The organism is Nonomuraea sp. K271 (genome assembly GCF_009908215.1).
Classification (GTDB): Bacteria; Actinomycetota; Actinomycetes; order Streptosporangiales; family Streptosporangiaceae; genus Nonomuraea; species Nonomuraea longispora.
On sequence record NZ_JAAAHR010000024.1, the window covers coordinates 1 to 22,733 of the forward strand.

17 protein-coding genes are annotated in these 22,733 nt (G+C 71.8%); 10 read left to right on the forward strand and 7 right to left on the reverse strand.

Annotated features, from left to right (window positions below; translation table 11 throughout):
• Positions 1 to 338 precede the first annotated feature (338 nt).
• From GUY59_RS11195 to GUY59_RS11210, 4 genes are all read left to right on the forward strand, one after another.
• Positions 339 to 923, forward strand: coding sequence for a hypothetical protein (locus GUY59_RS11195; RefSeq protein ID WP_138199682.1), 585 nt, complete (start codon positions 339 to 341; stop codon positions 921 to 923).
• A gap of 98 nt (positions 924 to 1,021) precedes the next feature.
• Positions 1,022 to 3,229, forward strand: coding sequence for a DUF6421 family protein (locus GUY59_RS11200; protein ID WP_138199681.1), 2,208 nt, complete (start codon positions 1,022 to 1,024; stop codon positions 3,227 to 3,229).
• Complete coding sequence (locus tag GUY59_RS11205; protein ID WP_138199680.1) at positions 3,226 to 3,855, forward strand: SDR family NAD(P)-dependent oxidoreductase; 630 nt, start codon at positions 3,226 to 3,228, stop codon at positions 3,853 to 3,855. Before GUY59_RS11200 ends, GUY59_RS11205 begins: the two co-directional genes overlap by 4 nt.
• Positions 3,837 to 4,910, forward strand: coding sequence for a threonine aldolase family protein (locus GUY59_RS11210; RefSeq protein WP_138199679.1), 1,074 nt, complete (start codon positions 3,837 to 3,839; stop codon positions 4,908 to 4,910). Before GUY59_RS11205 ends, GUY59_RS11210 begins: the two co-directional genes overlap by 19 nt.
• Before the next feature lie 23 nt (positions 4,911 to 4,933).
• On the opposite strand, the gene GUY59_RS11215 is transcribed toward GUY59_RS11210, so the two are convergent.
• Both GUY59_RS11215 and GUY59_RS11220 read right to left on the reverse strand, forming a co-directional pair.
• A complete protein-coding gene (locus GUY59_RS11215) occupies positions 4,934 to 6,331 on the reverse strand; it encodes a phytoene desaturase family protein (protein WP_138199678.1) in 1,398 nt (465 codons plus the stop codon).
• Positions 6,332 to 6,335: 4 nt separating this feature from the next.
• On the reverse strand, positions 6,336 to 6,974 hold the full coding sequence (locus GUY59_RS11220) for a DUF305 domain-containing protein (protein WP_138199677.1): 639 nt from the start codon (positions 6,972 to 6,974) through the stop codon (positions 6,336 to 6,338).
• 121 nt (positions 6,975 to 7,095) lie between these two features.
• Here GUY59_RS11220 and GUY59_RS11225 point away from each other — a divergent pair, with 121 nt between their 5' ends.
• Positions 7,096 to 7,806 (forward strand): DUF3105 domain-containing protein, encoded by a 711-nt coding sequence (locus GUY59_RS11225; RefSeq protein WP_138199676.1) that lies wholly within the window; start codon positions 7,096 to 7,098, stop codon positions 7,804 to 7,806.
• 5 nt (positions 7,807 to 7,811) lie between these two features.
• On the opposite strand, the gene ald is transcribed toward GUY59_RS11225, so the two are convergent.
• Positions 7,812 to 8,927 carry an alanine dehydrogenase gene (ald, locus tag GUY59_RS11230; protein WP_138199675.1) on the reverse strand — a complete coding sequence of 372 codons (1,116 nt, stop codon included), beginning with the start codon at positions 8,925 to 8,927 and terminating at the stop codon, positions 7,812 to 7,814.
• Positions 8,928 to 9,076: 149 nt separating this feature from the next.
• Between ald and GUY59_RS11235 the strand changes: the two genes are divergently transcribed.
• The gene (locus GUY59_RS11235; protein ID WP_138199674.1) at positions 9,077 to 9,994 is read left to right on the forward strand and encodes an excalibur calcium-binding domain-containing protein; all 918 of its coding nucleotides are present in this window, start codon (positions 9,077 to 9,079) and stop codon (positions 9,992 to 9,994) included.
• On the opposite strand, the gene GUY59_RS11240 is transcribed toward GUY59_RS11235, so the two are convergent.
• Genes GUY59_RS11240 through GUY59_RS11250 form a run of 3 tightly spaced genes read right to left on the reverse strand, consistent with a single transcriptional unit; the run spans position 9,991 to position 13,845 of the window.
• Positions 9,991 to 11,370, reverse strand: a complete 1,380-nt coding sequence (locus GUY59_RS11240; RefSeq protein ID WP_138199673.1) for an NCS2 family permease — start codon at positions 11,368 to 11,370, stop codon at positions 9,991 to 9,993. The genes GUY59_RS11235 and GUY59_RS11240 overlap by 4 nt on opposite strands.
• Positions 11,371 to 11,429: 59 nt before the next feature.
• Positions 11,430 to 11,663 carry an EF-hand domain-containing protein gene (locus tag GUY59_RS11245; RefSeq protein ID WP_138199672.1) on the reverse strand — a complete coding sequence of 78 codons (234 nt, stop codon included), beginning with the start codon at positions 11,661 to 11,663 and terminating at the stop codon, positions 11,430 to 11,432.
• On the reverse strand, positions 11,647 to 13,845 hold the full coding sequence (locus tag GUY59_RS11250) for a molybdopterin cofactor-binding domain-containing protein (RefSeq protein ID WP_138199671.1): 2,199 nt from the start codon (positions 13,843 to 13,845) through the stop codon (positions 11,647 to 11,649). The genes GUY59_RS11245 and GUY59_RS11250 overlap by 17 nt, the downstream gene beginning before the upstream one ends.
• Positions 13,846 to 13,939: 94 nt before the next feature.
• On the opposite strand from GUY59_RS11250, the gene GUY59_RS11255 reads away from it, so the two are divergent.
• On the forward strand, positions 13,940 to 15,499 hold the full coding sequence (locus tag GUY59_RS11255; RefSeq protein WP_138199670.1) for a PucR family transcriptional regulator: 1,560 nt from the start codon (positions 13,940 to 13,942) through the stop codon (positions 15,497 to 15,499).
• Positions 15,500 to 15,529: 30 nt separating this feature from the next.
• On the opposite strand, the gene GUY59_RS11260 is transcribed toward GUY59_RS11255, so the two are convergent.
• Positions 15,530 to 18,322 (reverse strand): AfsR/SARP family transcriptional regulator, encoded by a 2,793-nt coding sequence (locus tag GUY59_RS11260; RefSeq protein ID WP_161714484.1) that lies wholly within the window; start codon positions 18,320 to 18,322, stop codon positions 15,530 to 15,532.
• 445 nt (positions 18,323 to 18,767) lie between these two features.
• Here GUY59_RS11260 and GUY59_RS11265 point away from each other — a divergent pair, with 445 nt between their 5' ends.
• From GUY59_RS11265 to GUY59_RS11275, 3 genes are read left to right on the forward strand one after another with little or no spacing between them, the layout of a single operon-like run.
• On the forward strand, positions 18,768 to 20,051 hold the full coding sequence (locus GUY59_RS11265; RefSeq protein WP_138199668.1) for a helix-turn-helix domain-containing protein: 1,284 nt from the start codon (positions 18,768 to 18,770) through the stop codon (positions 20,049 to 20,051).
• A 58-nt stretch (positions 20,052 to 20,109) separates the two neighbouring features.
• Positions 20,110 to 20,718: a copper resistance CopC family protein gene (locus GUY59_RS11270; protein ID WP_138199667.1), complete on the forward strand. Its 609-nt coding sequence runs from the start codon at positions 20,110 to 20,112 to the stop codon at positions 20,716 to 20,718.
• Complete coding sequence (locus tag GUY59_RS11275) at positions 20,715 to 22,691, forward strand: cytochrome c oxidase assembly protein (protein ID WP_138199666.1); 1,977 nt, start codon at positions 20,715 to 20,717, stop codon at positions 22,689 to 22,691. Before GUY59_RS11270 ends, GUY59_RS11275 begins: the two co-directional genes overlap by 4 nt.
• Positions 22,692 to 22,733 lie beyond the last annotated feature (42 nt).

A 22,733-nucleotide genomic window follows, 5' to 3' on the forward strand; every position in this document is an offset into this window, starting at 1 on the left:
GCCCTCACCCGCCCCCGCACCAGGGGCATCCTGAAGGGCGGTCCGGCCTGCACTCAGGCTCCGACTCCGGCCCGGATTCAGCACGGCGCCCGGGATCCCAGCCCGGCTCGCAGCCCGGCTCGCAGCCCGGCTCGCAGGCGGGACCGCCGGTCCCGTCTTCCGGTCCGCACCCCAGCCCGGAGCCGGGCCCGGACAGGGGCCCGCACTCGGCCCCGTCCTCCGGGCCGCACGCCGCGTCCGCGTTCGCCCAGGCTTCGGGCGGGGCGCACGGGGCGCCCACGCAACCCTCACCGCCGTCCCCGCCTTCCCCACCGAGACGCCCCGGTCGGATCCCGATCGTGGCGGCCACGCTCGTCGCCGCCGCCGCGGCGCTCGCCCTCGTCGCGATGATCGCCCTGAGCACCCGGGGGGAGACCTGGGAGCGTTACAAGACCAGCTCTGCCGCGCCGCTCACGTTCGACTACCCCGGCGACTGGACCGTGCGCACCCATCAGGACCTGTTCGCGGTGGCCTCGCCGCACGCCACCGAGTTCGAGCGGCTGTTCGTCGCCGGCCCCGCCGCCGACTGGTCGACGGTCTCCGAGATCGTCGCCGACGAGCCCGACAGCGCCGCGGGCCTGTACGTCCAGGTCTCCGACACGCTCGACGCCGGCGGTACCTCCGAGCAGATGAAGGCCAAGATGGACGCCCTGCTGCCCGGCCAGGTCGACGTCGGCAGGCCCGTGCCGGACCAGGCGGGCAACAGGCCGGCGACCCGCTTCGACGGCGCGCTGCGCGACCCGGTCACCGGCACCAGGCTCGGCTTCGTCAGCTACGTGATCGACCGCGAGCCGAAGACCATGCTCGTCATGTACTTCTGCGCCAAGGCCACCTGTGACGACGCCACCCAGGCGCGTATCCGGCAGAGCGTTCACGTGTCCTGACCCGCTCGTCTGTCTCATCATGCGGGATACTTTGACGAAGCATACCGGATTTGTGTGTATATTTTGCGCCTTGAACCGGTAGAAGCAGGAGATCTTTCATGCATGCATTCCCCCGGGTGTTGTTCGACGAGGCACACAGCGAGTCGTGGACCGTCCGGCGCGAGGTGGCCGAGGCCATCAACCCGGCCCACCCCGACGACAACAGCTACGCCCGCGCGGCAGGCCTCCTGCGGCACCTGGGGTACGCGGTCGCGGCGCACACGTCCGGGGCGCTCCGCCCCGAGGTGCTGGCCGAGCAGGACGTCCTCGTCATCGCGCACCCGTCGGGGGAGCGGTGGGAACGGACCACCGGCCAGGGAAGTCCCGTCTTCACCACCGAAGAGCTTGACGCCGTGTGCTCCTTCGTCGCGGCGGGCGGCGGCCTGGTGGTGCTCGCCGAGGAGGAGCAGGACAAGTACGGCAACAACCTCGGCGCGCTGCTCGCGCGGTTCGGCGTGGACGTCGAGCACACCACCGTGCGCGACCCCAAGCACGCGCACAGGGACGTCGCCACGTGGGTTCTCGCCGAGCCCGCCGCGCCGGGCGGGCTGCTGGCCGGTGTCGAGCGCGCCTGCTTCTACCGCTCCGGCACGCTCACCGTGGCCGGCAGCGGCACCCTGGCGGCGACCGCTCAGGGCTTTTCCGCCGCCGCTGTTCCGGCCGCGACCGCTGATGGCATGGCCGCCGCGACCGCTCAGAACGTTCCCGCCGCGACCGCCGACGGCGGGGTGTCGCAGGCGGGCGCGACCGTGCTGTTCGCGACGTCGGACGACGCCGACCCGGCGGGCGCGCCGCTAGCCCTGGCGCTCAGGCACGGCAAGGGCCGGGTCGCCGTGTTCGCCGACTCCGACCTGTTCGGCGACGACTCCATCGACGACCACGACCACCGTACGCTCTGGGGGAACGTCGTCACCTGGGCCGCCCGCGTCCCGGAGCCGGGCGCGGACGGCTCCGAGCGCGACGAGACCCGGGAGGGGAAGGCGGCGGCCTTCGGCCGGCTGAAGGGGGCGGTCGAGGAGCTGAGGCCGCTGCAGGTCAAGGACGGCTCGGTGCCGGAGGAGTCGAAGGGCAGGGCCCGCGAGCTGGTCGGGGCGATCGCGGAGTACGTAGGCGAAATTTCGCCATATTTCCCCCATGACGCCTTCTACCTCCAAGCCGTCCAGGACGACCTGGCGAAGTGGGCCGCGCAGGGACTCGGCGTGCCCGACTTCCTCGACTCGCTCGACCTGTTCCACCCCGACACCCAGCGCGAGGACGGCCTCGAGCACGTCGTGGTCTTTCCCATGTACACCCAGAACGGCAACCCGGACCGCAACCTCGAAGCCGTCTGGATCCGTACGATCTGGCCCGGCTGGCTGGCCGGCCTGGAGGCGGACGGCTACGACAATCCGATGTTCGTGCCGATCGCGTTCGAGGACTTCACCTCCGGCTACGACACGCACTCCGCCGTGCTGTTCCCCGAGACGGTCGCCGTGCGGTCCGCGCCCGAGCGCTTCACCTGGGGCGGCATCTTCGCCGACCGGGAGGCCGCCAGGTTCCGGCGGGTGTCCAGGGCCGCGACCGAGACCCTCCGGCTCGACCTGCCGCCCGACGCCGCCAGGCTGCTGGAGTCGCAGCGGCTCGCGCAGGACACGTTCGTGTTGTGGGACCTGGTGCACGACCGTACCCACAGCCACGGCGACCTGCCGTTCGACCCGTTCATGATCAAGCAGCGGATGCCGTACTGGCTGTACGCGCTGGAGGAGCTGCGCTGCGACCTGACCGCGTTCGGCGAGGCGGTGAAGCTGGAGGCGCGTGGCGTCCCGTACGCCCGGTACGTGCGGCTCGCGATCCTGTTCGACCGGCTGTTCCGGTTCCCGATCACGGGCCGGCGGGTGCGGAACTACGACGGGCTCGGCGGGCAGTTGTTCTTCGCGTACCTGCACCGCAACGACATCGTGCGGTGGACGGACAACCGGCTCACCATCGACTGGGAGCGGGTGACCGACGGCGTGGCCGACCTGCGGGGCGAGGTCGAGAAGCTCTACCGCGACAGCATCGACAGGTCCAAGCTGGCGCACTGGCTGGCGGCGTACGAGCTGGTGAGCGCGTACGTGCCGCCGCATCCGGCATCGACATGGGCCCGGGGGATCCAGGGGCTGCCCGAGGAACAGAAGGCCAAGGTGGACGCGGTGCTGCCGGACGAGTTCCCCCTGAGCATGTTCTACGAGGCGCTCCGCCGTAAGCTGGCCGACGTGGTCGAATCGACTGAAGGGCTCCGAGCATGATCATTCTGGTGACGGGGGCCGGTGGGCCTACCGGTGAAGCTGTGACCGGATATTTCCGTAAAAATGGGCACACTGTGATCGGCGTTGACAAGCAGGACGTCGACCTGCTCGACCGTGCCGCCGTAGCCGGCCTGGCCGAGCGGATCGACCACGAGCACGGGCGCGTCGACGGCGTGGTGCACCTGGTCGGCGGATGGCGCGGTAGCGGCTCGTTCGCCGAGACCGACCTCGCCGACTGGGACGCGCTGCACGACCTGCTGATCCGTACGCTCCAGCACGTGTCGCTGGCCTTCGAGCCGCTGCTGCGCCGCAGCGGCAACGGCCGCTTCGTGATCGTCTCCGCCAAGGCGGCCCAGCACCCCGAGGCGGGCGGCGCGGCGTACGCCGCGGCCAAGGCGGCGGCGGAGGCCTGGACCTTCTCCCTGGCCGACGCACTGCGCGACACGTCCAGCGCGGCCACGGTCCTCGTGGTCAAGGCCCTGGTGAACGACGCCATGCGCGCGGCCAGGCCGGACGCGGAATTCGCCGGCTTCACCGACGTGAACGACCTGGCGGCGGCGGTCGGCGGCCTCTACGACCGGCCCGCGCAGGAGATCAACGGCACGCGATGGGACCTGACTTCTTGATTCCCCGGCACGACCCCCAGCTCATCTCGTTCGCCAGCGACAACTACGCCGGCGTGCACCCGGAGATCCTCCAGGCCATCGCCGCGGCCAACGGCGGACACCAGACCTCCTACGGCGACGACGTCTACACCGAGGCCCTGCAGGACATCTTCCGGCGGCACTTCGGCGAGCGCGCCCAGGCCTGGCCGGTGTTCAACGGCACCGCCGCGAACGTCGTCTCCCTGCGGGCCATGACCGCTCACTGGGAGGCGGTCATCTGCGCGGAGAGCGCCCACATCAACACCGACGAGGGCGGCGCCCCCGAGGTCGCCGGCGGCATCAAGCTGCTGACCGTCCCTGCCCCCGACGGCAAGCTCACCCCCGAGCTGATCGACCGGCAGGCGTGGGGGTTCGGCGACGTGCACCGCGCCCAGCCGCGCGTCGTGTCCCTGTCCAACACGACCGAACTCGGCACCGTCTACACCCCCGACGAGATCGCCGCCGTCTGCTCCCACGCCCACGACCTCGGCCTGCTCGTCCACCTCGACGGCTCCCGCCTCACCAACGCCGCCGCCGCGCTCGACGTACCGATGCGGGCGCTCACCACGGACGCCGGCGTCGACGTGCTGTCGTTCGGCGGGACCAAGATCGGCCTGCTGTACGGCGAGGCGGTCGTCGTGCTCAACCCCGACGCGGCGCGGGGCGTCGACTACATCCGCAAGACGTTCATGCAGTTGTCGTCGAAGATGCGGTTCGTGTCGGCCCAGTTCGAGGCGTTGCTGGGCGGCGACCTGTGGTTGCGCAACGCCCGCCAGGCCAACGCGATGGGCCGGCGGCTCGCCGAGGCCGTGCGCCCCATCCCGGGGGTGAGCCTGCCGCGCCCCGTCGAGGCCAACGCCGTGTTCGCCGTCCTGCCGAGGGACGTCGTCGTGCGGCTGCAGAAACGCTTCCTGTTCTACATGTGGAACGAAGCCGTGAGCGAGGTGCGCTGGATGTGCGCCTTCGACACGACGGAAGCGGACGTGGACGCCTTCGCCGCCGCCGTCGCCGAGGAGATGACGACCCCCTCCTCCTGACGGCCGGTGCGGCGGGCCGTGGGTCAGGGCCGCAGGGCGAGGCGGGCGGCCTGCCAGCCGCCCATCCCGTGCACGCCCGGCCCCGGCGGGGTCGAGGAGGAGCAGAGGAACACCCCGGGCAGCGGTGTACGCCAGGGCGCCGGCGACCAGACCGGCCGCCTGACGAACTGGCCCAGGCTCGCCAGGCCGCCGCTGAGGTCACCCCCGACCAGGTTGGGATTGGCCGCCTCCAGCGCCGCGGGACCCATGGCGTGACGGGCGAGCACGCGGTCGCGAAAGCCCGGGGCGTACCGTTCGATCTGGGTTTCGACGGCGTCCGTCATGTCGGCCGGCGAGCCGTTGGGGACGTGGCAGTAGGCCCACAGGGTGGGCCCGCCCCGCGAGGGGTCGGCCGCGTACGGCTGGACGAGCAGCACGTACGGGCGCGGCGAGTGCCGCCCGGCGGCCGTCTCCGCCTCGCTGAGCACGATCTCCTCCAGCGTCCCGCCCAGGTGCACCGTGCCGGCGTCCGCCACCGCGGGGTCCCGCCAGGGCACGGGCCCGTCCAGCGCCCAGTCCAGCTTGAACACCCCGGGCCCGTAACGGAAACCGCGCAGGCGGCGCGCGTAGCCGTCGGGAAGGTCGGCCATCGACATGAACTGCCGGGGTGTCACGTCGAGCACGATCGTGGGCGCGTCCAGCTCGGAGAGCCGGCGCACGCGGTGGCCGGTGACCGCCTCCCCGCCCAGTGAGCGCAGCTCGGCCACGAGGGCGTCGGCGAGGACCTGCGACCCGCCCCGCACCACCGGCCAGCCGACCGTGTGGGCCAGGGACGCCAGCATCAGGGCGTAGCCCGCGGTGATGGGCCGGCGCAGGTCGAGCATGGAGTGGGCGGCCATGCCGGCGATCGCCGCACGCCCTTCCGCGGTCCTGAACGCACTCCGGGCGAAGGTCGTCGCGGGCAGCGCCGCCATCGCCCCGAACGCGGCAGCACGTACGTACGCCGACGGCGGTCCCGTCCACGGCCCGAGCGGTTTGAGCAGCATCTCCACCAGGGGAAGCCCGCCTCCGGCGGTGGCCCCCACGGTCGCCAGCCACGCGCCCGCGTCGCGCCCGAGCCCTTCGGCGGTGCGGCGGGCGTCGCGGTGCACGAGCACGGCGGGACGGTCGTCGAAAGGATGGGCGGCGGCGATCGGCGGCTGGGCGAACTCGACGCCCTGCAGCCGGAGCTCGCGGAAGGCGGGGGAGGCCAGCGTCATGGCCATCACCGTCGCGCCCAGGTCGTGCACCCGGCCGGGGAGCGTCAGCTCGCCGGAGCGCAGCCCGCCGCCGAATCGGCCGGCGGCTTCGAGCAGCAGCACCCTGCGTCCGGCGCGGGCCAGCAGGATGGCGGCGACGAGCCCGTTGGGCCCGGACCCCACGACGACCGCGTCGGGGCTCATGGTGCTATCGGGGGGTCAGGATCGACGGGTAGGGACGCGCGCCGCGCTTCTCGAGCAGGTCCGTCATGAGCTTGATCTCGCCGCTCTGGCTGGAGACGATCTTCTGCGCCATGTTGACCACCTCGGCCCGGGTGGAGAGCTCGAGCAGGCCCCCGGCCATCTCCACGCCCCCCTCGTGGTGACGGATCATCAGCTGCAGGAAGAGCACCTCGGCGTCCTTGCCCTGCGCCTGCCCGAGCTTGGTCAGCTCCTGCGGGCTCGCCATGCCGGGCATCACGCCGGGGGCGGCCTCTTGGGTGGCCTCGCCATGTCCGTGCCCGCGCATCCAGGCCATCGCCGGCTGGTCGGTCGACTGCGTGAGCTCCCACTGCTGCAGCCAGCCCAGGAACATGCCCCGCTGGTTGGCCTGGGTGTTGATGATGTCGAAGGCCAGGCTGTCGATCTCCGCGGCGGGACGCTTGTCCCTGATCTTGAAGGCCATGTCGACGGCCTGGGCGTGATGGGTGGCCATGTCGCGGGCGAAACCGGCCTCAGGGGACGTGTCGCCGGGGGTGCCACCGCGGCCGAACAGCAGGAACGCCGCCACGGCCAGCACCAGCACGCCGCCGAAGGCGAGAAACGATTTCCGCGCGGGCTTTTCCATGGTCAGTACAGCGTACCCACCTGGGGGAGCGGGCGTGATTCGAGACTTATGAAGCGCTTATTACCCGCATACGCCCGGAGGGCATAGGGTGACCGGAGTTTGGTACGCCGATGGAGGAACGATGGCCAAGGAGAAGGCGCAGGCGAGGCGCGAGCATCTGGAGAAGATGCGGGCCGAGCAGCGGCGCAAACAGCGCCGCGCAGCGCTGCTCATGTGGGGCACCGGAGGTCTCATCATCGTGGTGCTCGTCGGTGTGGTGGGCTTCTACCTCGTCAAACAGGCTCGTGAGACCTCGCTGGACGCGGTGACCAGCGCCCGGTACGAAGGCGGCCAGCACGTGTGGACCAAGGTCTCCTACAAGGAGACGCCGCCGGTGGGCGGCCAGCACCACAACAACTGGCAGCAGTGCGCGATCTACGACAAGCCGATCCACAGCGAGCACGCGGTGCACTCGCTGGAACACGGCGCGATCTGGATCACCTACCGGCCCGACCTGCCCAAGGCGCAGCTCGACGCGCTGACGCAGGTCGCCTCCTCCACGGGTCAGCAGGACTACATGCTGATGAGCCCGTTCCCCGACCTGCCGTCGCCGATCGTCGTCTCGTCGTGGGGCCACCAGCTCAAGCTGACCGACGCCAACGACCCGAAGCTCGGGGCGTTCATCAAGAAATACCAGAACGGGCCCGACACTCCCGAGCTCGGCGCCACCTGCGGCGGTGAGGCCGCCGTCACCACCACGGCCGACCAGGCGCCCCTGCCGCCCGAGCCCACGGGCCAACAGCAGGCGCCGATGGAGACCGCCTCGCCGGCGCCCAGCGAGTCCCAGCAGTAACAGGCTCAGGCCAGCACGTCCTCCAGCGGCGTGCACTCCAGCCCGTGCGCCTCTGCGACCGGCCGGCTGGTCAGCCGGCCCTCGTGGGCGCTCAGGCCGAGTGCCAGCGCGGGGTCCTCGCGCATGGCCCTCGGCCAGCCGAGGTCGGCGATGGCCAGCGCGTACGGCAGCGTGACGTTCGTGAGCGCGAACGTCGAGGTGTGCGGCACCGCGCCGGGCATGTTGGCCACGCAGTAGAAGATCGACTCGTGCACCCGGTAGGTGGGCTGCTCGTGCGTGGTCGGGCGGGAGCCGGCGAAGCAGCCGCCCTGGTCGATCGAGATGTCCACCAGCACCGAGCTCGGCTTCATCCGGCTGACCAGGTCGTCGCTCACCAGCGTCGGCGCCTTCGCGCCCGGCACCAGCACGGCGCCGATGACGAGGTCCGCCTCCAGCACGGCGCGCTCGACCTCCAGCGTGTTGGAGGCGAACGTCTGGCAGTGGCCCTGATAGATCAGGTCGGCCTGGCGCAGCTTGTCGATGTTCTTGTCCAGCAGGATCACCTCGGCCTGCATGCCGAGGGCGACGGCCGCGGCGTTCATGCCGGACACCCCGGCCCCGAGCACGACGACGTGTGCCGCCCGCACGCCGGGGACGCCGCCCATCAGCACGCCCCTGCCGCCCTCCGAGCGCATGAGGTGGTAGGCGCCGACCTGTGGCGCCAGCCGTCCGGCGACCTCCGACATGGGTGCGAGCAGGGGCAGCGCGCCGCCCGGCGTCTGCACGGTCTCGTAGGCGACCGCGGTGCAGCCCGACTCGAGCAGGGCCCGCGTGCATGCCTCGTTCGCGGCCAGATGCAGGTACGTGAACAGCACCTGGCCCTTGCGCAGGCGGTGGTACTCCTCCGGCATCGGCTCCTTGACCTTCATGACCAGGCCGACCGCGGACCAGAGCTCGTCGGCGTCGGGGATCAGCACGGCGCCGGCCGCGGCGAAGTCGGCGTCGGGGATTGACGAGCCGGCGCCCGCGTCGCGTTCGACGTAGACCTCGTGGCCGTGACGCACCAGTTCGTGTACGCCCGCGGGTGTCAGGGCCACTCGATATTCGCTGTTCTTGACCTCTCGGGGTACACCGACCTTCATCTGACAATCCTTTTCGTCAAGATGGTGTTTTACCCTCATTCTTTCTTCTATAGCGGTGAGAAGTGAGGATTGTTCGGCTGATTACCTGCGTGCCGCTCGTCCTCGATAAGCTGCCCGGCATCCCGAACGCCAGGATGAGGTCGCCACCGATGGACACACCCGAAGAGCCGCCACCCGCGGACCCGGGAGAGCCGCAGGCCAGCAGGCTCACCACCATCGTGCTGATCGTCTCGCTCGTCCTCGTCGTGCTGGTGGCCGGCGTGCTCGGCACGGTCGCGGTCCTGATGACCCGCAGCCCCGACACCCCGCTGTTAGGCGGCGCGCCGCCCACGCGGCTGTCCGTGCCGATCCACTTCGCCCCCGTCAGGGAGACCAAACCCGCGCCCTGCCCCGGTGACCCCGCCGTGCTCGACGCCGAGCGGACCACCTGCTACCTCCTGGAGGACGGCGTCACGGTCGGCGCCGTGCAGAAGATCGAGCCGGTGCGCGAGAAAGACGGCCAGTACTCCGTGCGCATCGCGATCGCGCCGGCGTTCAAGGAGCGGCTGGTCCAGCTCATCGACGAGCAGGTGCCCGAGCAGCGGCAGGTCGCCGTCGTGCTGGCCCCGGAGAAGGCCGAGGTGCCCAAGACCGTGCTGGCCGCGCCCATCGTCACGCAGCACATGGACGGCGACAGCATGAGCATCGCGGGATACACCAAGGACGAGGCCGACGTGCTGGTGGCCCGCCTGCTGGGCGGCACGCCGAGCCCGGCGCCGACCGGTCCCGCCTCCAGCGCCCCGGTCCCGACCGGCCCGGCCTCCACCGGTCCCGCCTCGACCGGTCCCGCCTCCAGCGGTGTCCCGTCCCGGCCGCCCTCCACCGGCCTTCCGCAGACGACGCAGACCGGCGGCACCGGCACGACACAGAGCGGCGCCGCGCGCGCCACCGACCGCCGCTACGCGAGCTGCAAGGAGGCCGTGGCCGCCGGCGACGGGCCCTACTACCGGGGCAGGCACGCCGAGTACGCCTGGTACACCGACGTCGACCGCAACGGCGTGGCCTGCAACAGCGCCGACCTCCGCTAGGCGAACAGCAGTTCCAGCCCGTCGATGGCGAAGTAGGCCAGGAAGACCAGCGAGACGATCCAGAGCAGCAACGGAATCTCCGAGAAGCGGCCCCTGGCCGCCTTGATGAGGGTGTAGACGATCACTCCGGCACCCACGCCGTTCGTGATCGAATAGGTGAACGGCATCAGCGCGATCGTCAGGAACGCCGGCACGGCGAGGTCGAGGTCTCCCCAGGGCACGTTCCTGCTCTGCGTCATCATCAGCGCCCCGACCAGCACCAGCGCGGGCGCGGCCGCCGCGGCGGGCACCACCGAGGCCAGCGGCGTGAACAGCAGCGTCACCCCGAGCAGCGCCCCGGTCACCACACTGGCCAGGCCGGTCCTCGCGCCCTCGCCGACGCCGGCGGCCGACTCGACGAAGACGGTGTTCGCCGAGGCGCTGACCGAGCCGCCCACCATGCCGGCCACGCCGTCCACGGTCAGGATCCGGCCCAGCCTGGGCACCTGCCCGCGCTCGTCGATCAGCCCCGCCTCGTCGCTGACCCCGATGATCGTGCCCATGGCGTCGAAGAACCCCGACAACACCAGCGTGAACAGCACCACGGTCGCCGTCAGCGCCCCCGCCGTGGCGAAGCCGCCGAACAGGTCGAAGGCGCCGACGAGGGCGAAGTCCGGTGCCGAGACCAGCGACTCGGGCACGCGCGGCGCGACCACGCCCCACTCCCGCGTGGGGATGGTGGCCAGCGAGTTCACCAGGATGGCGAGGACGGCGGTGACGGCGATGCTGATGAGGATCGCGGCCGGGGTCCTGCGGACGTACAGGACGATCATCAGGAGCAGGCCGAAGCAGAACACCGCGACCGGCCAGCCCGCGAGGTGGCCGGTCGCGCCGAGTTGCACGGGCGTGCCCTCGCCCGCCGCCACGAACCCGGCGTCCACCAGGCCGATCAGGGCGATGAACAGCCCGATCCCCACGCTGATGGCGTGCTTGAGCGCGAGCGGGATCGCGTTCATGATCAGGGTACGCAGGCCGGTCACCGCCAGCACGATGATGACCAGGCCTTCCAGCACCACCAGGCCCATGGCCTGCGCCCACGTCATGTGGGGCGCGGCCTGGTAGGCGACCACGGCGTTCAGCCCGAGCCCCGCGGCCAGGCCGAAGGGGGCGTTGCCGACGACGGCCATCAGCAGGGTGGAGACGGCGGCGGCGAGGGCGGTCGACGTGGTCAGCTCGGCGATGGAGAGCCGGGCGCCGGTGACGTCCCTGGCACCGGCCAGGATGATGGGGTTGAGCAGGATGATGTAGGCCATGGCCATGAAGGTCGTGGCCCCGCCACGCACCTCACGGCCGACGGTCGTCCCCCGCCCGGTGAGCTCGAAGAGCCTGTCGAGCACGCCATCCCCCTCAACGACCAAGGGGGCATGCCCCGGGAGTTACCCGGCGGGGGACGAGATCACGCCTTCTCGTGCCGCCCGTGACCCACCAGGCCGACGAACTCGTCGAGCCCGATCCTGCCGTCCCCGTCGTTGTCGGCCGACTGGATGAACGCCTCGATCTCGCTCTCGGACACGCCCTGCCCGCCCAGCGCCTCGTTGGCCTGGCGGATCTCGGCGGCGGTCAGCAGGCCGTCGCCGTCGGCGTCGAAACGCTGGAACTCCGCCTTGGCCGCCTCATGTGCGCTTGTCATCAGATACCTCCCCGTTGGTGAACAAGGCGATATCTTCCGGCCTGATCGGAACGCGAGTCAACCGGAGCCCGGTCGCCGCGCGCACCGCCGCCGCGATGGCAGGGGTGGAGGAGAGGGTCGGAGGCTCGCCCGCGCCGCGCAACCCGTACGGCGCCGCAGGGTCTGGATTTTCCAGGATTTTCGTTTGCATGGGCGGCATATCGAGGATGGTGGGGATCAGGTAGTCGGTGAACGACGGGTTCAGCACGAGGCCGTCGCGGACCTGGATCTCCTCCATCAGCGCCAGCCCCAGCCCCTGCGCGGACCCGCCGTGGATCTGGCCCTCCAGCGCCTGCGGGTTCAGCACGCGGCCCACGTCCTGCACGGCCGCCAGCTCGACCACCTTGACCAGGCCCAGCTCCACGTCCACGTCCACGACCGCCCGGTGCACGCACAGCGCGAGCTGCGTGTGCGAGTCGCCCTGGCCCGTGACCGGATCCATCGGGTACGTGGGACGGTGCCGGTATTCGCGCGTCTCCTCGATCGGCCCGGACCTCTCCAGCGCCTCCCACGCCGGCAGGCCCCCGAACCGTTCCCGTACGGCCTGGCAGGCGGCCCGCACAGCGCCCCCGGTGACGTACGACTGCCGTGAGGCCGACGACGAGCCGGCCGAGCCGACCGCGGTGTCGGCGGTGGCCACGGTGACGTCGGCGACGCCCAGCTCCGTGCGCGCGATCTGGGCCTGGAGCGTCACCAGGCCCTGCCCCACCTCGGCCGCCGCCGTGTGCACGGTGACATGCGGCTCGCCGCCCACCAACTCGGCGCGCACCCGGGCCGTGGAGTAGTCGTCGAAGCCCTCGGAGAAGCAGATGTTCTTGATCCCGACGCCGTAGCCGACGCCCCGGCGCACCGCCTCACCGTGCGTGGTTTGAGAGACGCCGCCCGGCAGCGCCCGCAGGTCCGTCGCGGGCGGTCCCTCCGGCAGCGGCATGGACTCCAGGTCGCGCAGCATCCCGGCCAGCGGTGCCGGGGCGTCGATCAGCTGGCCGGTGATGAGGCGCGACCCCTGCGCGACGGCGTTGCGCACCCGGATCTCGACCGGCGACAGGCCGCACGCCTCGGCCAGCCGGTCCATCTGCGACTCGTACGCGTAGCACGCCTGCACCGCGCCGAAACCGCGCATCGCGCCGCACGGCGGGTTGTTCGTGTAGACGCCGGTCGCGTCCACGCGGACGTTCGGCACCTCGTACGGCCCCACGCCGAGCGAGGCGGCGTTGCCCACGACAGCGGGGGAGGACGAGCAGTAGGCGCCGCCGTCCAGCAGGATGTCCGCCTTGACATAGACGAGCCGGCCGTCGCGGGTGGCGCCGTGCTCGTAGCGCATCAGCGCCGGATGGCGGTGCACGTGGCCGAAGAACGACTCCTCGCGACCATAGACGATCTTCACGGGGCGGTTCAGCCGCAGGGCCAGCATGCAGGCGTGCACCTGCATGGACAGGTCCTCGCGCGCGCCGAACGCGCCTCCGACGCCCGACAGCGTCAGGCGTACCTTGTCGTGCGGCAGGCCGAGACAGGGGGCGAGCTGGTCGCGGTCCACGTGCAGCCACTGGGTGGCGATGTACAGGTCGACGCCGCCGTCCTCGGCCGGCACCGCCAGGCCCGACTCGGGACCGAGGAAGGCCTGGTCCTGCATGCCGACCTCGTACTCGCCGGTGACGACGACCTCCGCCTCGAACGTTTCGCCCCGGCGTACCGGCTGGTGCCGGACGACGTCCCGCGCCTCGCGCGGGTCGGTGACGGCCTCACGCACCTCGTAGTCCACCACGATCGCCGCGGCCGCCCTGCGGGCCGTCTCCGGATGGTCGGCGGCCACCAGCGCCACCGGCTCGCCCTGGTAGCGGACCTGGTCGATGGCCAGCACCGGCTGGTCCCTGCGGTCCAGCCCGAAGAATTTGACGCCCGGCACGTCCTCGTGCGTCAGCACCGTCAGCACCCCGTCGATCTTCAGCGCCGGCCCCACGTCGATCGAGCGGATCCACGCCGACGGGTGCGGGCTGCGCAGCGTCACCCCCCACACCATGCCGTCCAGCCACAGGTCGGAGGCGTAGGCGAACTCGCCGGTCACCTTCAGCACGGCGTCCGGGCGCCGCGCGCTCTCACCCACGCCCTGTCCTGCGGTGATGGTGCTCGCCGTCTCCGTCATCTTCCGAGTAGAGCACCGCCGCCGGTCCCGTCCTATGCGCCCGGCGTCAAATCCCGGTCAGCGGTTGTGCGTACCTCCTTGTATATTCCTCCAAATGCGCATCTCTCACCTGCTGGCCATCGAGGAGCTGCGCCTCACGCTCCTGGCCGGCGACCCTGCCCGCGAGTTCGGCACCGTGCACATCACCGACCTGCCCGAGCCCGGGCGGTATCTGAGCGGCGGCGAGCTGGTGTTGTCCGGGCTCATGTGGTGGCACGAGCCGGCGGACTCGGCGCGTTTCGTGGCCGCGCTGTCCGAGGCCGGCGTCGCCGCGCTCGGCGCCGGGCAGGCCTGGCTCGGCCACGTGCCGGGCGACCTGGTGGCCGCCTGCGAGGCCGCCGGGCTGCCGCTGGTCGAGGTGCCGACCGAGGTGTCCTTCCGTACGCTCGCCGAACTGGTCGTGCCCCGCCTGTCCGGCGACGTCCGCCACGCGCTCGGCAGCCACCGCAGGCTCGTCGCCGCCATGGCCGAGGGCGCGGACCTTCCCGAGCTGTTCCGGCTGACCGCCGCCGAACTGGGCGTCACCGGCGCCGTCGTGTCCGCGTCCGGGGAAGTGATCGTCGGGGCGGCCGACGACCCGGTACGTCTGGCCACGGCGTACCTGACGGCGCCCCGGCTTCCCGCGCGGGCCGGCGACAGCACGATCTTCGCGGTCGGACGCGGCCACCGCGCCTCGGGCTGGGCGCTGGCCTGCGACGGTGACCTGCTCGGCAGGGCCGACGTCGGCTACGAGCTGGCCGCCTGCGTGGCGCTCGAACGCAGCCGGATGGAGGAGGGGCGCAGGGTCGAACGCCGCCTGATCGGCCAGCTCGTCGCCGCCGCGCTGACCGAGGCCGACCTGCCCGAGCTGAACGCCAGGCTGCGGACGTGCGGCATCGACGCGGCGGAGCCGTACACGGTCGTGAACGCCACCGTGCCGAGCCAGGACACCGCCCCCGGCCCCGCCACTCCCGACGCGCTCGGCCCCGACGCGCTCGGCGGCCAGGTCGTCGAGGAGCTGCTCGGCCGCGAGGCGGTCGCCGCCGTGGGCACGCCCACGGGTCCAGCCGCGGGTCCGGCCATGAGTGGTGGCGCGGGCTCGGGTGGTGCGGTCGCCGTGGTGCCCCTGCGCGGGCGCAGCGCCTCGGAGGTCGCCGACCGGCTGCGCGCCGGCGTACGGGTGCTGTCGGCCCTGCAGGGGACGCGCGTCTGCGCCGGGCTGAGCGGCGCGCTGACCGGTGCCGCCGCCGTCAAGGGCGGGATCGAGGAGGCCGGGCACGCCAGACGCCTGGCCGAGGCCCGCGACGGCGGCGTGGTGACCAGCGACGAGATCTACACGCACGCGCTGCTGCTGGCCACGGTGCCGGCCGACGTGCGCCGCTCGTTCACCGCCCGGCTGCTCGCGCCGCTGCTCGACTACGACCGCACCCACCAGTCGGAGCTCGTGGGCACCCTCCGCGTCTACCTCGACTGCGCCGGATCGTGGAACGCCTGCGCCGAACGGCTGCACGTGCACGTCAACACCGTGCGCTACCGGGTGCGCAGGATCGAGGAGCTGACCGGCAGGGACCTGTCGGCGATGGCGGACCGGGTCGACCTCTTCCTCGCACTCAGGGACACCGGCACGCCCGGATAGAGGCTCGGTGCCACTGCTCAGTGCCGCCTTTCAGGGCTGCAGCGCCTTGTGCACCGCCGCCTGCTCCTCCGCGAGTCGCCGTTCCCAGCGGGGGTTGCCGAGCGCGCCGCCGAAGCCGGCGGCCTCGGTCACGCAGGCCAGCGCCCGGTCCGGCCGCCCCATCATCCGGTGCGTGTACGACAGCCCCACCAGGCAGCGCAGCTTCCCGATCCGGTAGCCGACCAGCGTCATCAGGTCGGAGGCCCGTACGAGGTGCTCCAGCGCCTCCTCCGGCCGGCCCAAGGCGAGGTGCGTCTCGCCCAGCCCCATGCGGATCTGCGCCTCGTGCGTGAGGTCTCCCACCTCCTGGGCGTCGGCCAGGGCCGCGTTGAGCGGCTCGCACGCATCCTCGGGACGCCCGGCGCCGCGGTGGGCGTTGCCCGCCATCATCAGCGCGTAGCGCACCCCCACCCGCGAGCCGATCCTCCTGGCGAGGGCGAGCTGGCGTTCCGCCCACGGGAGCGCCTCCTCGAAGCGTTCGCCCGTGATGTGCACGACGGCGAGGTTGCCCATCGCGCGCTGCTCGGCGAAGGCGTCGCCGAGCCGCCTGGCGATCGCCAGCGACGCCAGCAGGTGGGCGACGGACTCGTCGGTGCGCCCGGTCACGCGCAGGGCGTTGGCGATGTAGTCGTGGGCGACCTGCGCGCTCGCCTCGTCGCCGAGCCGTTCGCTGAGCCGCAGGGCCTTCGTGTTCAGCTCGTGCATCGTCGCCATGTCGTAGGCCCGCTGCTGGTGCCAGGCGAGTCCGAACGCGAGGTTGATCCCCAGCCTGGCGATCGCCTCGTCGGGGGAGCCCATGGCCTGGGCGGCCGCGGCGACCAGGACGGGCTCCTCCTCGTGCAGCCACGCCTTGGCCTCCTCGACGCCGGACACCTGGTGGGGGACCGCGTCCACGGGGGCGGCGGTCTGCACGCGGTGCGGGTCGATGACGCTGCTCGCGAGCCGCGCCGAGGCCGCGTAGTAGGAGAACACGCGGATGAGCGCGTCCCTGGCGCCGTCCGGCCGCAACTCGCCCGCGAAGAGCCGGACGAGGTCGTGCAGCTGGTAGCGGCCCTGGCCGGCGCGGTCGAGCAGGTGGGCGTCGACCAGCCGCTCCAGCCCCGGCTCCGCCTCGGCGGGCGGCACGCCGAGCAGCGCGCCCGCCACCTCGGCGGTCGCCTCGGGCACGTGCAGCAGGCCGAGCAGCGCGAGGATGCGCGCGGCCTGCCGGTCGACGGCCCGGCGGCCGCGTTCGAGCGCAGTGTGGCCGGCCGCGAGGCTGGAACGCACCGCCAGGTCGCCCACGGCGAGCTCGTGCAGCCGCCGCCGCTCGTCGCTCAGCCGGGCGGTCAGCGTCGCCACGGTCCAGTCGGTACGGCCGGCGAGCCGCGCCCCCGCGATCTTCAAGGCGAGCGGCAGACCGTCGCACAACCGCACCAGGCTCGCCGTCTGCCCCGCGTCCTCCGTCACCCGGCCCGCGCCGGCGAGCCCGGCCAGCATCGTGGCCGACTCCGCGTGCGACATCCGGTCCAGCTCCAACTGGAAGAAGTCATCGCCCCAGGTCATGGTCTCGCGGCTGGTCACCAGCAGCGAGGTGCCGAACGGCGTGGACAACAGCGGCCGGATCTGCCCCAGGTCCGCGGCGTCGTCGAGCAGCGCCAGCACCCGCCGGCCGTGCAGGCGGCTGCGCCACACGGCGGCCGCCTCGTCGAGGTCGGAGGGCACGGCGTGGGGAGGCACGCCGAGCGCGCGCAGGAACCGCCCAAGCACCTCCAGCGCGCTGAGCGCGGGCAGCTCGGGCGTGGCGCCCCGGCAGTTGACGTAGAGCTGACCGTCGGGGAAACGCTCCTCCACCAGGTGGGCGACCTGCACGGCCAGCGCCGACTTGCCCACGCCGGGCGGCCCCGTGATGATCACCAGTGGGCCGGGCGGCGCGTCGTCACCGGGAGCCAGCCGCTCCCGCAGCCGGACGACCTCATCCGTCCTGCCCACGAACTCCGCCAGCCGCCGCGGCAACTGGCGCGGCTGTGGCGAGAGCGTAGCCGCGTCGGCGCGCAGCACCATCTCGTAGCACCTGCGCAGCCCCTCGCTGGGGGAGAGACCCAGCTCCTCGGCGAGGACGACCCTGCCCTCCTCGAAGGTCTCCAGCGCCTCCGCCTGGCGCCCGGAGCGGAACAGCGCCGTCATGAGCAGCTCGCGTGCCCGCTCGCGCAGGGGGCGGTGACGGGTGAGGTCACGCAGCTCCTCGATGATCTCCGCGTGCCGGTCGAGGCGCAGCAGGCTCTCCGCGCGCTGCTCGACCGCCGACAGCCGGAGCTGCTCCAGGCGGTCGCGTTCCTTCTCCACGAACGGGCCGGAAAGGCCGCTCAGCGCGATGCCTCGCCACATCAGCAGGGCCTGGTCGAGCAGGCGTACGGCCTGCCGGTCGTCGCCGGAGCGCTGAGCACGGTGAGCCTCTGCGACGCGTTCGCCGAACAGCACCGCGTCCACCTGCCCGGGCCGCAGGCGAAGGATGTATCCGGCGGACGTGCCCGACAGCAGCCGTGACGGCTCGCGGCGTCCACGCGAGGGCTCGAAGGCGCGGCGTAAGCCGGAGATGTAGGTGTAGACGCTCTGCTCGGCGTTGCGCGGGGCGTCCTCGCCCCAGATGCCGGAGACGAGCCGGTGCATCGGGACGGGCCGGGCGGGGGCGGAGGCGAGCAGCGCGAGAGCGACCTGTTGCCGGGCGGGGCCGAGATCGATGGGCTCGGCCTCCCGCTCACCGGTGACCGCGCCGAGCAGGCGGATGTAGATCTTCTCGCTCACGCGACTCCCCGCTCCTTCGTCACCCCAGGGCAGCGTCGTCGAAGTGATCACTGTAGATCAAATGTAGACGGCGCCGGATAGACTTCCGGATCAGGAAGGGGCTGGAGGACCCGGGCCGAAGGAACACCTGGGAGCGGGGTTTGAGGGGCACACATGACGAGGGCGTGCCTCATCGTCCACGGGGTGTCGGAAGCGCAGTGCGGTTTCGCGTTCCGATGCCGGGGGTGTGCCCCTGCGGCCTGAGGGCCTCAGCAGCAGTCGCTTGAGTCCTGATTGGCGGTGACAGGCGACATTTCGGCACTCGCGGTCGTAGCATTGCCCGCAAGGGCTGCAGCGACCATCATCGCAGTGACCAGTGCCGACAGGGCAATACGCATACGCATGGGGGTTCTCCCTCGCCTATGTGGGGGTTGCTCGGACTATATCTTCTCAGGGAGCGACGACTGTGACCACATCTGACCTGGTTGGACTTCGCATCAAGACAGTCCGGCGACAACGCGGCCTGTCGCAGGCACAGCTGGCGCATCCCGAGTTGTCGGACAGTTACGTGTCGTTGATCGAGAGTGGCAAGCGTACCCCGACTCCTGCCGTTCTGGAGCTGTTGGCCCAGAAATTGGACTGTTCGCTGTCCTATCTGATCAACGGTGTGACCGCCGAGCAGATGGAGGACATCGAGCTGGCTCTCGGTTACGCCCGGTTGGCGCTCGAGAACGGTGAGGTCGCCGAGGCCCGCACCCGCTTCCGCGAACTGCTGGCCAACAGCAACCTGACAGGGTTGCCCACACTTCGTCAAGACACCGAGTACGGGCTGGCCCTCGCCCACGAGGCGGCCGGCGCGCTCGACGAGGCGATCCCCATCCTGCTCAAGCTCCGCGACGAGGAGCTGTCCGCCGAGCGGCGCATCGAGGTCGCCATGGTGCTGTGCCGCGCCTACCGCGACAGCGAGCGGCTGACCGAGGCCGTCACGGTGGGCGAGCAGATGCTGGGCGGCAGCGCCCGCCTGCCCTGGAGCGATCCGCTCGTCGAGCTGGCCGCGACGCTGCTGTCGGCCTACATGCACCGGGGCGACCTGCTGCGCGCCCGCCAGTTCTCGGCCGAGCTGCTCAACGCGGCCGACGCGCTCGGCACGCCCCGCTCGATCGTGGCCGCCAACTGGATCGCCTCCAACGTCGCCTACAACACCGGTCACAACGAGGAGGCGCTGTCCTTCGCCGAGCGGGCCATGGCGGTGCAGCTGGAGCACGGCCATCCGCGCAGCGTCGCCAGGATGCGCCTCGCGCTCCTGCAGCAGCGGCTCAAGGCGCGGCCCACCGAGGCCGCCGCCGTACGCGACGAGCTGCGCGCGACGGTCGCCGAGTTCGAGCAGACCTCGACCAGCACCATCGACAAGGCCCGGGTCCACGTGGAGCTGGCCTACGCCGAATACATGCTCGACGACCTCGACAAGGCCGTCGAGCACGCCAAGATCGGCAGGGACCTGGTCCCCGAATACGGTCACGTGCTCGGCGCCGAGGCCAACCTGCTGCTCGGCAGGGCCTACGGCTCCGTCGGGCGCTCGGCCGAGGCCGCCGGTCACGTCGCGTCCGTGCGCGACTGGCTGACGCCGCTGCCCGACTCCCGCCGCTCCGCGTCGACCTGGCTGGCCACGGCGGAGACGATCGAGGAGCTGGGCGACGCGGAGGGGGCGGTCGAGGCCTACCAGCGGGCACTGGCCTGCGCGGGCCTGTAGACGGGTCCTGAGATCGGAGTCCGGACCGGGCAGGGGCGTCGGTAGCCTTGAAGGTGCCATGAAGAGATCCCCGTTCGCGGCCTTCGCCGCGATGCTCGCCGCCGCCCTGCTCGTGTCCGGCGCCGCTCCCGCCCTGGCCCACGACGCGCTCAAGAGCAGCTCGCCGGCCAAGGGCGCCGAGGTCGAGGCCCTCGACGAGGTCGAGCTCGAGTTCACCGCCAAGGTGCGCATGCCGTTCGTGATCGTACGGGGGCCCGGCGACGACCAGCACCAGCAGGGCAAGCCCGAGCTGGACGGCGCGGTCGTGCGCCAGGCGGTCAAGGGGCCGCTGCCCGACGGGAAATACACGATCGCCTACCGGGTCGTGTCCTCCGACGGCCACCCGATCGAGGGGGAGATCCCGTTCCGGGTCGAGGGGGCGCGGACGCCGTCCCCCGGCCCTGAGGAGGAGACGGCGACGAGCGAGGCGCCCGCGTCGGTTCCCGCGAGCTCCGGACCGTCGGAGCCCGCCGCTTCCGCGCCCCCGTCCGAGGGCACCTCCGCGGACGCCGACCAGGCCTCGGCGCAGCAGCAGGTCACGTTCCCCGTCTGGTTGATCATCGTGATCGGCGCGCTCGTCGGCATCGGCATCGGGTTCCTGCTCAGCGCGCGGAAGAAGAAGCCGTGAGCCGGGCGACGCGTCTCACGCTCGCCGGCGCGGGGGCCGCGATCGCCGCCCTGGTGATCGGCATGATCGCCGGAGGCAGCGCCTTCCCCAAGATCATTCCCGGCCTGCCAGACGCCGGCGCCGTCGTCAGGTGGGGGCTGCCGCTGTCCAAGCTGCTCATGGACGCGGCCGGGGTCGCCACCGTCGGCCTGCTGCTCATGGCCGCCGCACTGCTGCCCAACGACAAGGGCGTGCTCGGCAGGACCGCCGTCGACTACGTCAAGGCCAGCTCGTGGGCGGCGCTGGCGTGGTCGGGGTCGGCGTTCCTCGCCATCCTCTTCGGGGCCGCGGAGTCCATCGGCAGGACGGTGCCCCAGATCCTCGAGCGCACCATCCTGACCAGCTACGCCACCCAGACCACGCAGGGGGTGGCGCTGACGCTCGTGGTGCTGTTCGGGGTGGCGATCGCGTTGTTCTCGCGCGGCGCCATCACCGCCGGAGCCGCGGCGGGGCTGCTGGTGTTCGCGCTGGTGACGATGTTGCCCGCGCCGTTGACCGGGCACAGCGCCTCCTCGCCCAACCACGACCTGGCCACCTCGTCGGTCGCGCTGCACCTGCTCGCCCTCGCCCTGTGGGTGGGCGGGCTCGTCGTGCTGGCCGTCCACGCGCTGCGCGCCCAGCCGCAGCTGGAGGTGGCCGCCACCAGGTTCTCCCGGATGGCCGTGTGGTGCTACGTCGGTGTGGGGCTGTCCGGGCTGTTCAGCCTGGTGGCCCGGCTGGGCGCGGTCTCCGACCTGTGGACGTCCGACTACGGCCTGCTGGCCGTGGCCAAGATCGTGGCGTTCGTGCTGCTCGGCTACGTGGGCTACTGGCACCGCCAGCGCACGCTGGCCGACCTCGCGGCCGGCCGGCCCAGGGCGTTCACCCGGCTGGCGGGCGGCGAGACGCTGCTCATGCTCGCCACCGTCGGGCTGGCCGTGGCGCTGTCGCGCACGCGGCCCCCCGACGTCGTCCTGCCCGCCGACCGGGCGTTCGAGCTGCTGGGCTTCCCCGTGCCGCCGGAGCTGTCGCCGGCGAACGTGTTCACGCTGTGGTGGTTCGACCTGTTCTTCGCCGTGGTCGCAGCGGTCCTGGCCGGGCTCTACGGCGCGGGCGTATACCGGCTGGCGCGGCGGGGTGTCGCGTGGTCGTGGGGCCGCACGGCGTCGTGGTTCGCCGGCGTGGCGCTGCTGGTGTTCGCCACGCAGAGCGGGCTGGCCCGCTACGCCAAGGTCATGTTCAACGTGCACATGATCGAGCACATGACGCTCTCCATGGTCGTGCCCATTTTCCTGGTGCTCGGCGGGCCCGTCACGCTGGCCCTGCGCGCGCTCAGGCCCGCGTCGAGGAGGGGCGACCGCGGGCCGCGGGAGTGGATCACCACGATCCTGCACAGCCGGTTCACCAAGGTCGTCACCCACCCCCTGGTGGCGACGTCCATCTTCGTGACGTCGACGTACGCGCTCTACTTCACGCCGCTGTTCGAGTCGGCCATGCAGGAGCACCTCGGCCACATCTGGATGACCATGCACTTCCTCATCAGCGGGTGCCTGTTCTTCTGGGTGATCGTCGGCGTCGACCCGGGGCCGCACCGGCTGCCGTACGTCTGGCGGCTGCTGATGCTCTTCGTCACCATGCCGTTCCACGCGTTCTTCGGCATCGCCCTGATGATGATGGGCACGGTGATCGCCTCCGGATGGTACGAGCAGCTCGGCCGCACCTGGGGCGACACGCTGCTGCAGACGCAGCGCGACGGCGGGGCCATCGCCTGGGGGTTCGGCGAGATCCCGACGCTGATCGTGCTGCTGGCCATCGCGGCACAGTGGTACAAGGACGACGACAGGCAGGCGCGGCGCACCGACCGCAAGGCCGACCGCTCCAGCGCCGGAGACCCGGAACTCGACTCCTACAACGCCTACCTCGCCCGTCTCAACCGCGCTGACAAGGGCGAGTAGCCGTTCGGCCACGGCCTTCTATCTTCTCAGCACACGCCTACC

Bases quoted from the DNA above. Each gene is read 5' to 3' on its own strand.
- GUY59_RS11200 (WP_138199681.1), top strand. From the start codon at position 1,022: ATGCATGCATTCCCCCGGGTGTTGTTCGACGAGGCACACAGCGAGTCG.
- GUY59_RS11205 (WP_138199680.1), top strand. From the start codon at position 3,226: ATGATCATTCTGGTGACGGGGGCCGGTGGGCCTACCGGTGAAGCTGTG.
- GUY59_RS11210 (WP_138199679.1), top strand. From the start codon at position 3,837: ATGGGACCTGACTTCTTGATTCCCCGGCACGACCCCCAGCTCATCTCG.
- GUY59_RS11215 (WP_138199678.1), bottom strand. From the start codon at position 6,331: ATGAGCCCCGACGCGGTCGTCGTGGGGTCCGGGCCCAACGGGCTCGTC.
- GUY59_RS11220 (WP_138199677.1), bottom strand. From the start codon at position 6,974: ATGGAAAAGCCCGCGCGGAAATCGTTTCTCGCCTTCGGCGGCGTGCTG.
- GUY59_RS11225 (WP_138199676.1), top strand. From the start codon at position 7,096: ATGGCCAAGGAGAAGGCGCAGGCGAGGCGCGAGCATCTGGAGAAGATG.
- ald (WP_138199675.1), bottom strand. From the start codon at position 8,927: ATGAAGGTCGGTGTACCCCGAGAGGTCAAGAACAGCGAATATCGAGTG.
- GUY59_RS11235 (WP_138199674.1), top strand. From the start codon at position 9,077: ATGGACACACCCGAAGAGCCGCCACCCGCGGACCCGGGAGAGCCGCAG.
- GUY59_RS11245 (WP_138199672.1), bottom strand. From the start codon at position 11,663: ATGACAAGCGCACATGAGGCGGCCAAGGCGGAGTTCCAGCGTTTCGAC.
- GUY59_RS11250 (WP_138199671.1), bottom strand. From the start codon at position 13,845: ATGACGGAGACGGCGAGCACCATCACCGCAGGACAGGGCGTGGGTGAG.
- GUY59_RS11255 (WP_138199670.1), top strand. From the start codon at position 13,940: ATGCGCATCTCTCACCTGCTGGCCATCGAGGAGCTGCGCCTCACGCTC.
- GUY59_RS11270 (WP_138199667.1), top strand. From the start codon at position 20,110: ATGAAGAGATCCCCGTTCGCGGCCTTCGCCGCGATGCTCGCCGCCGCC.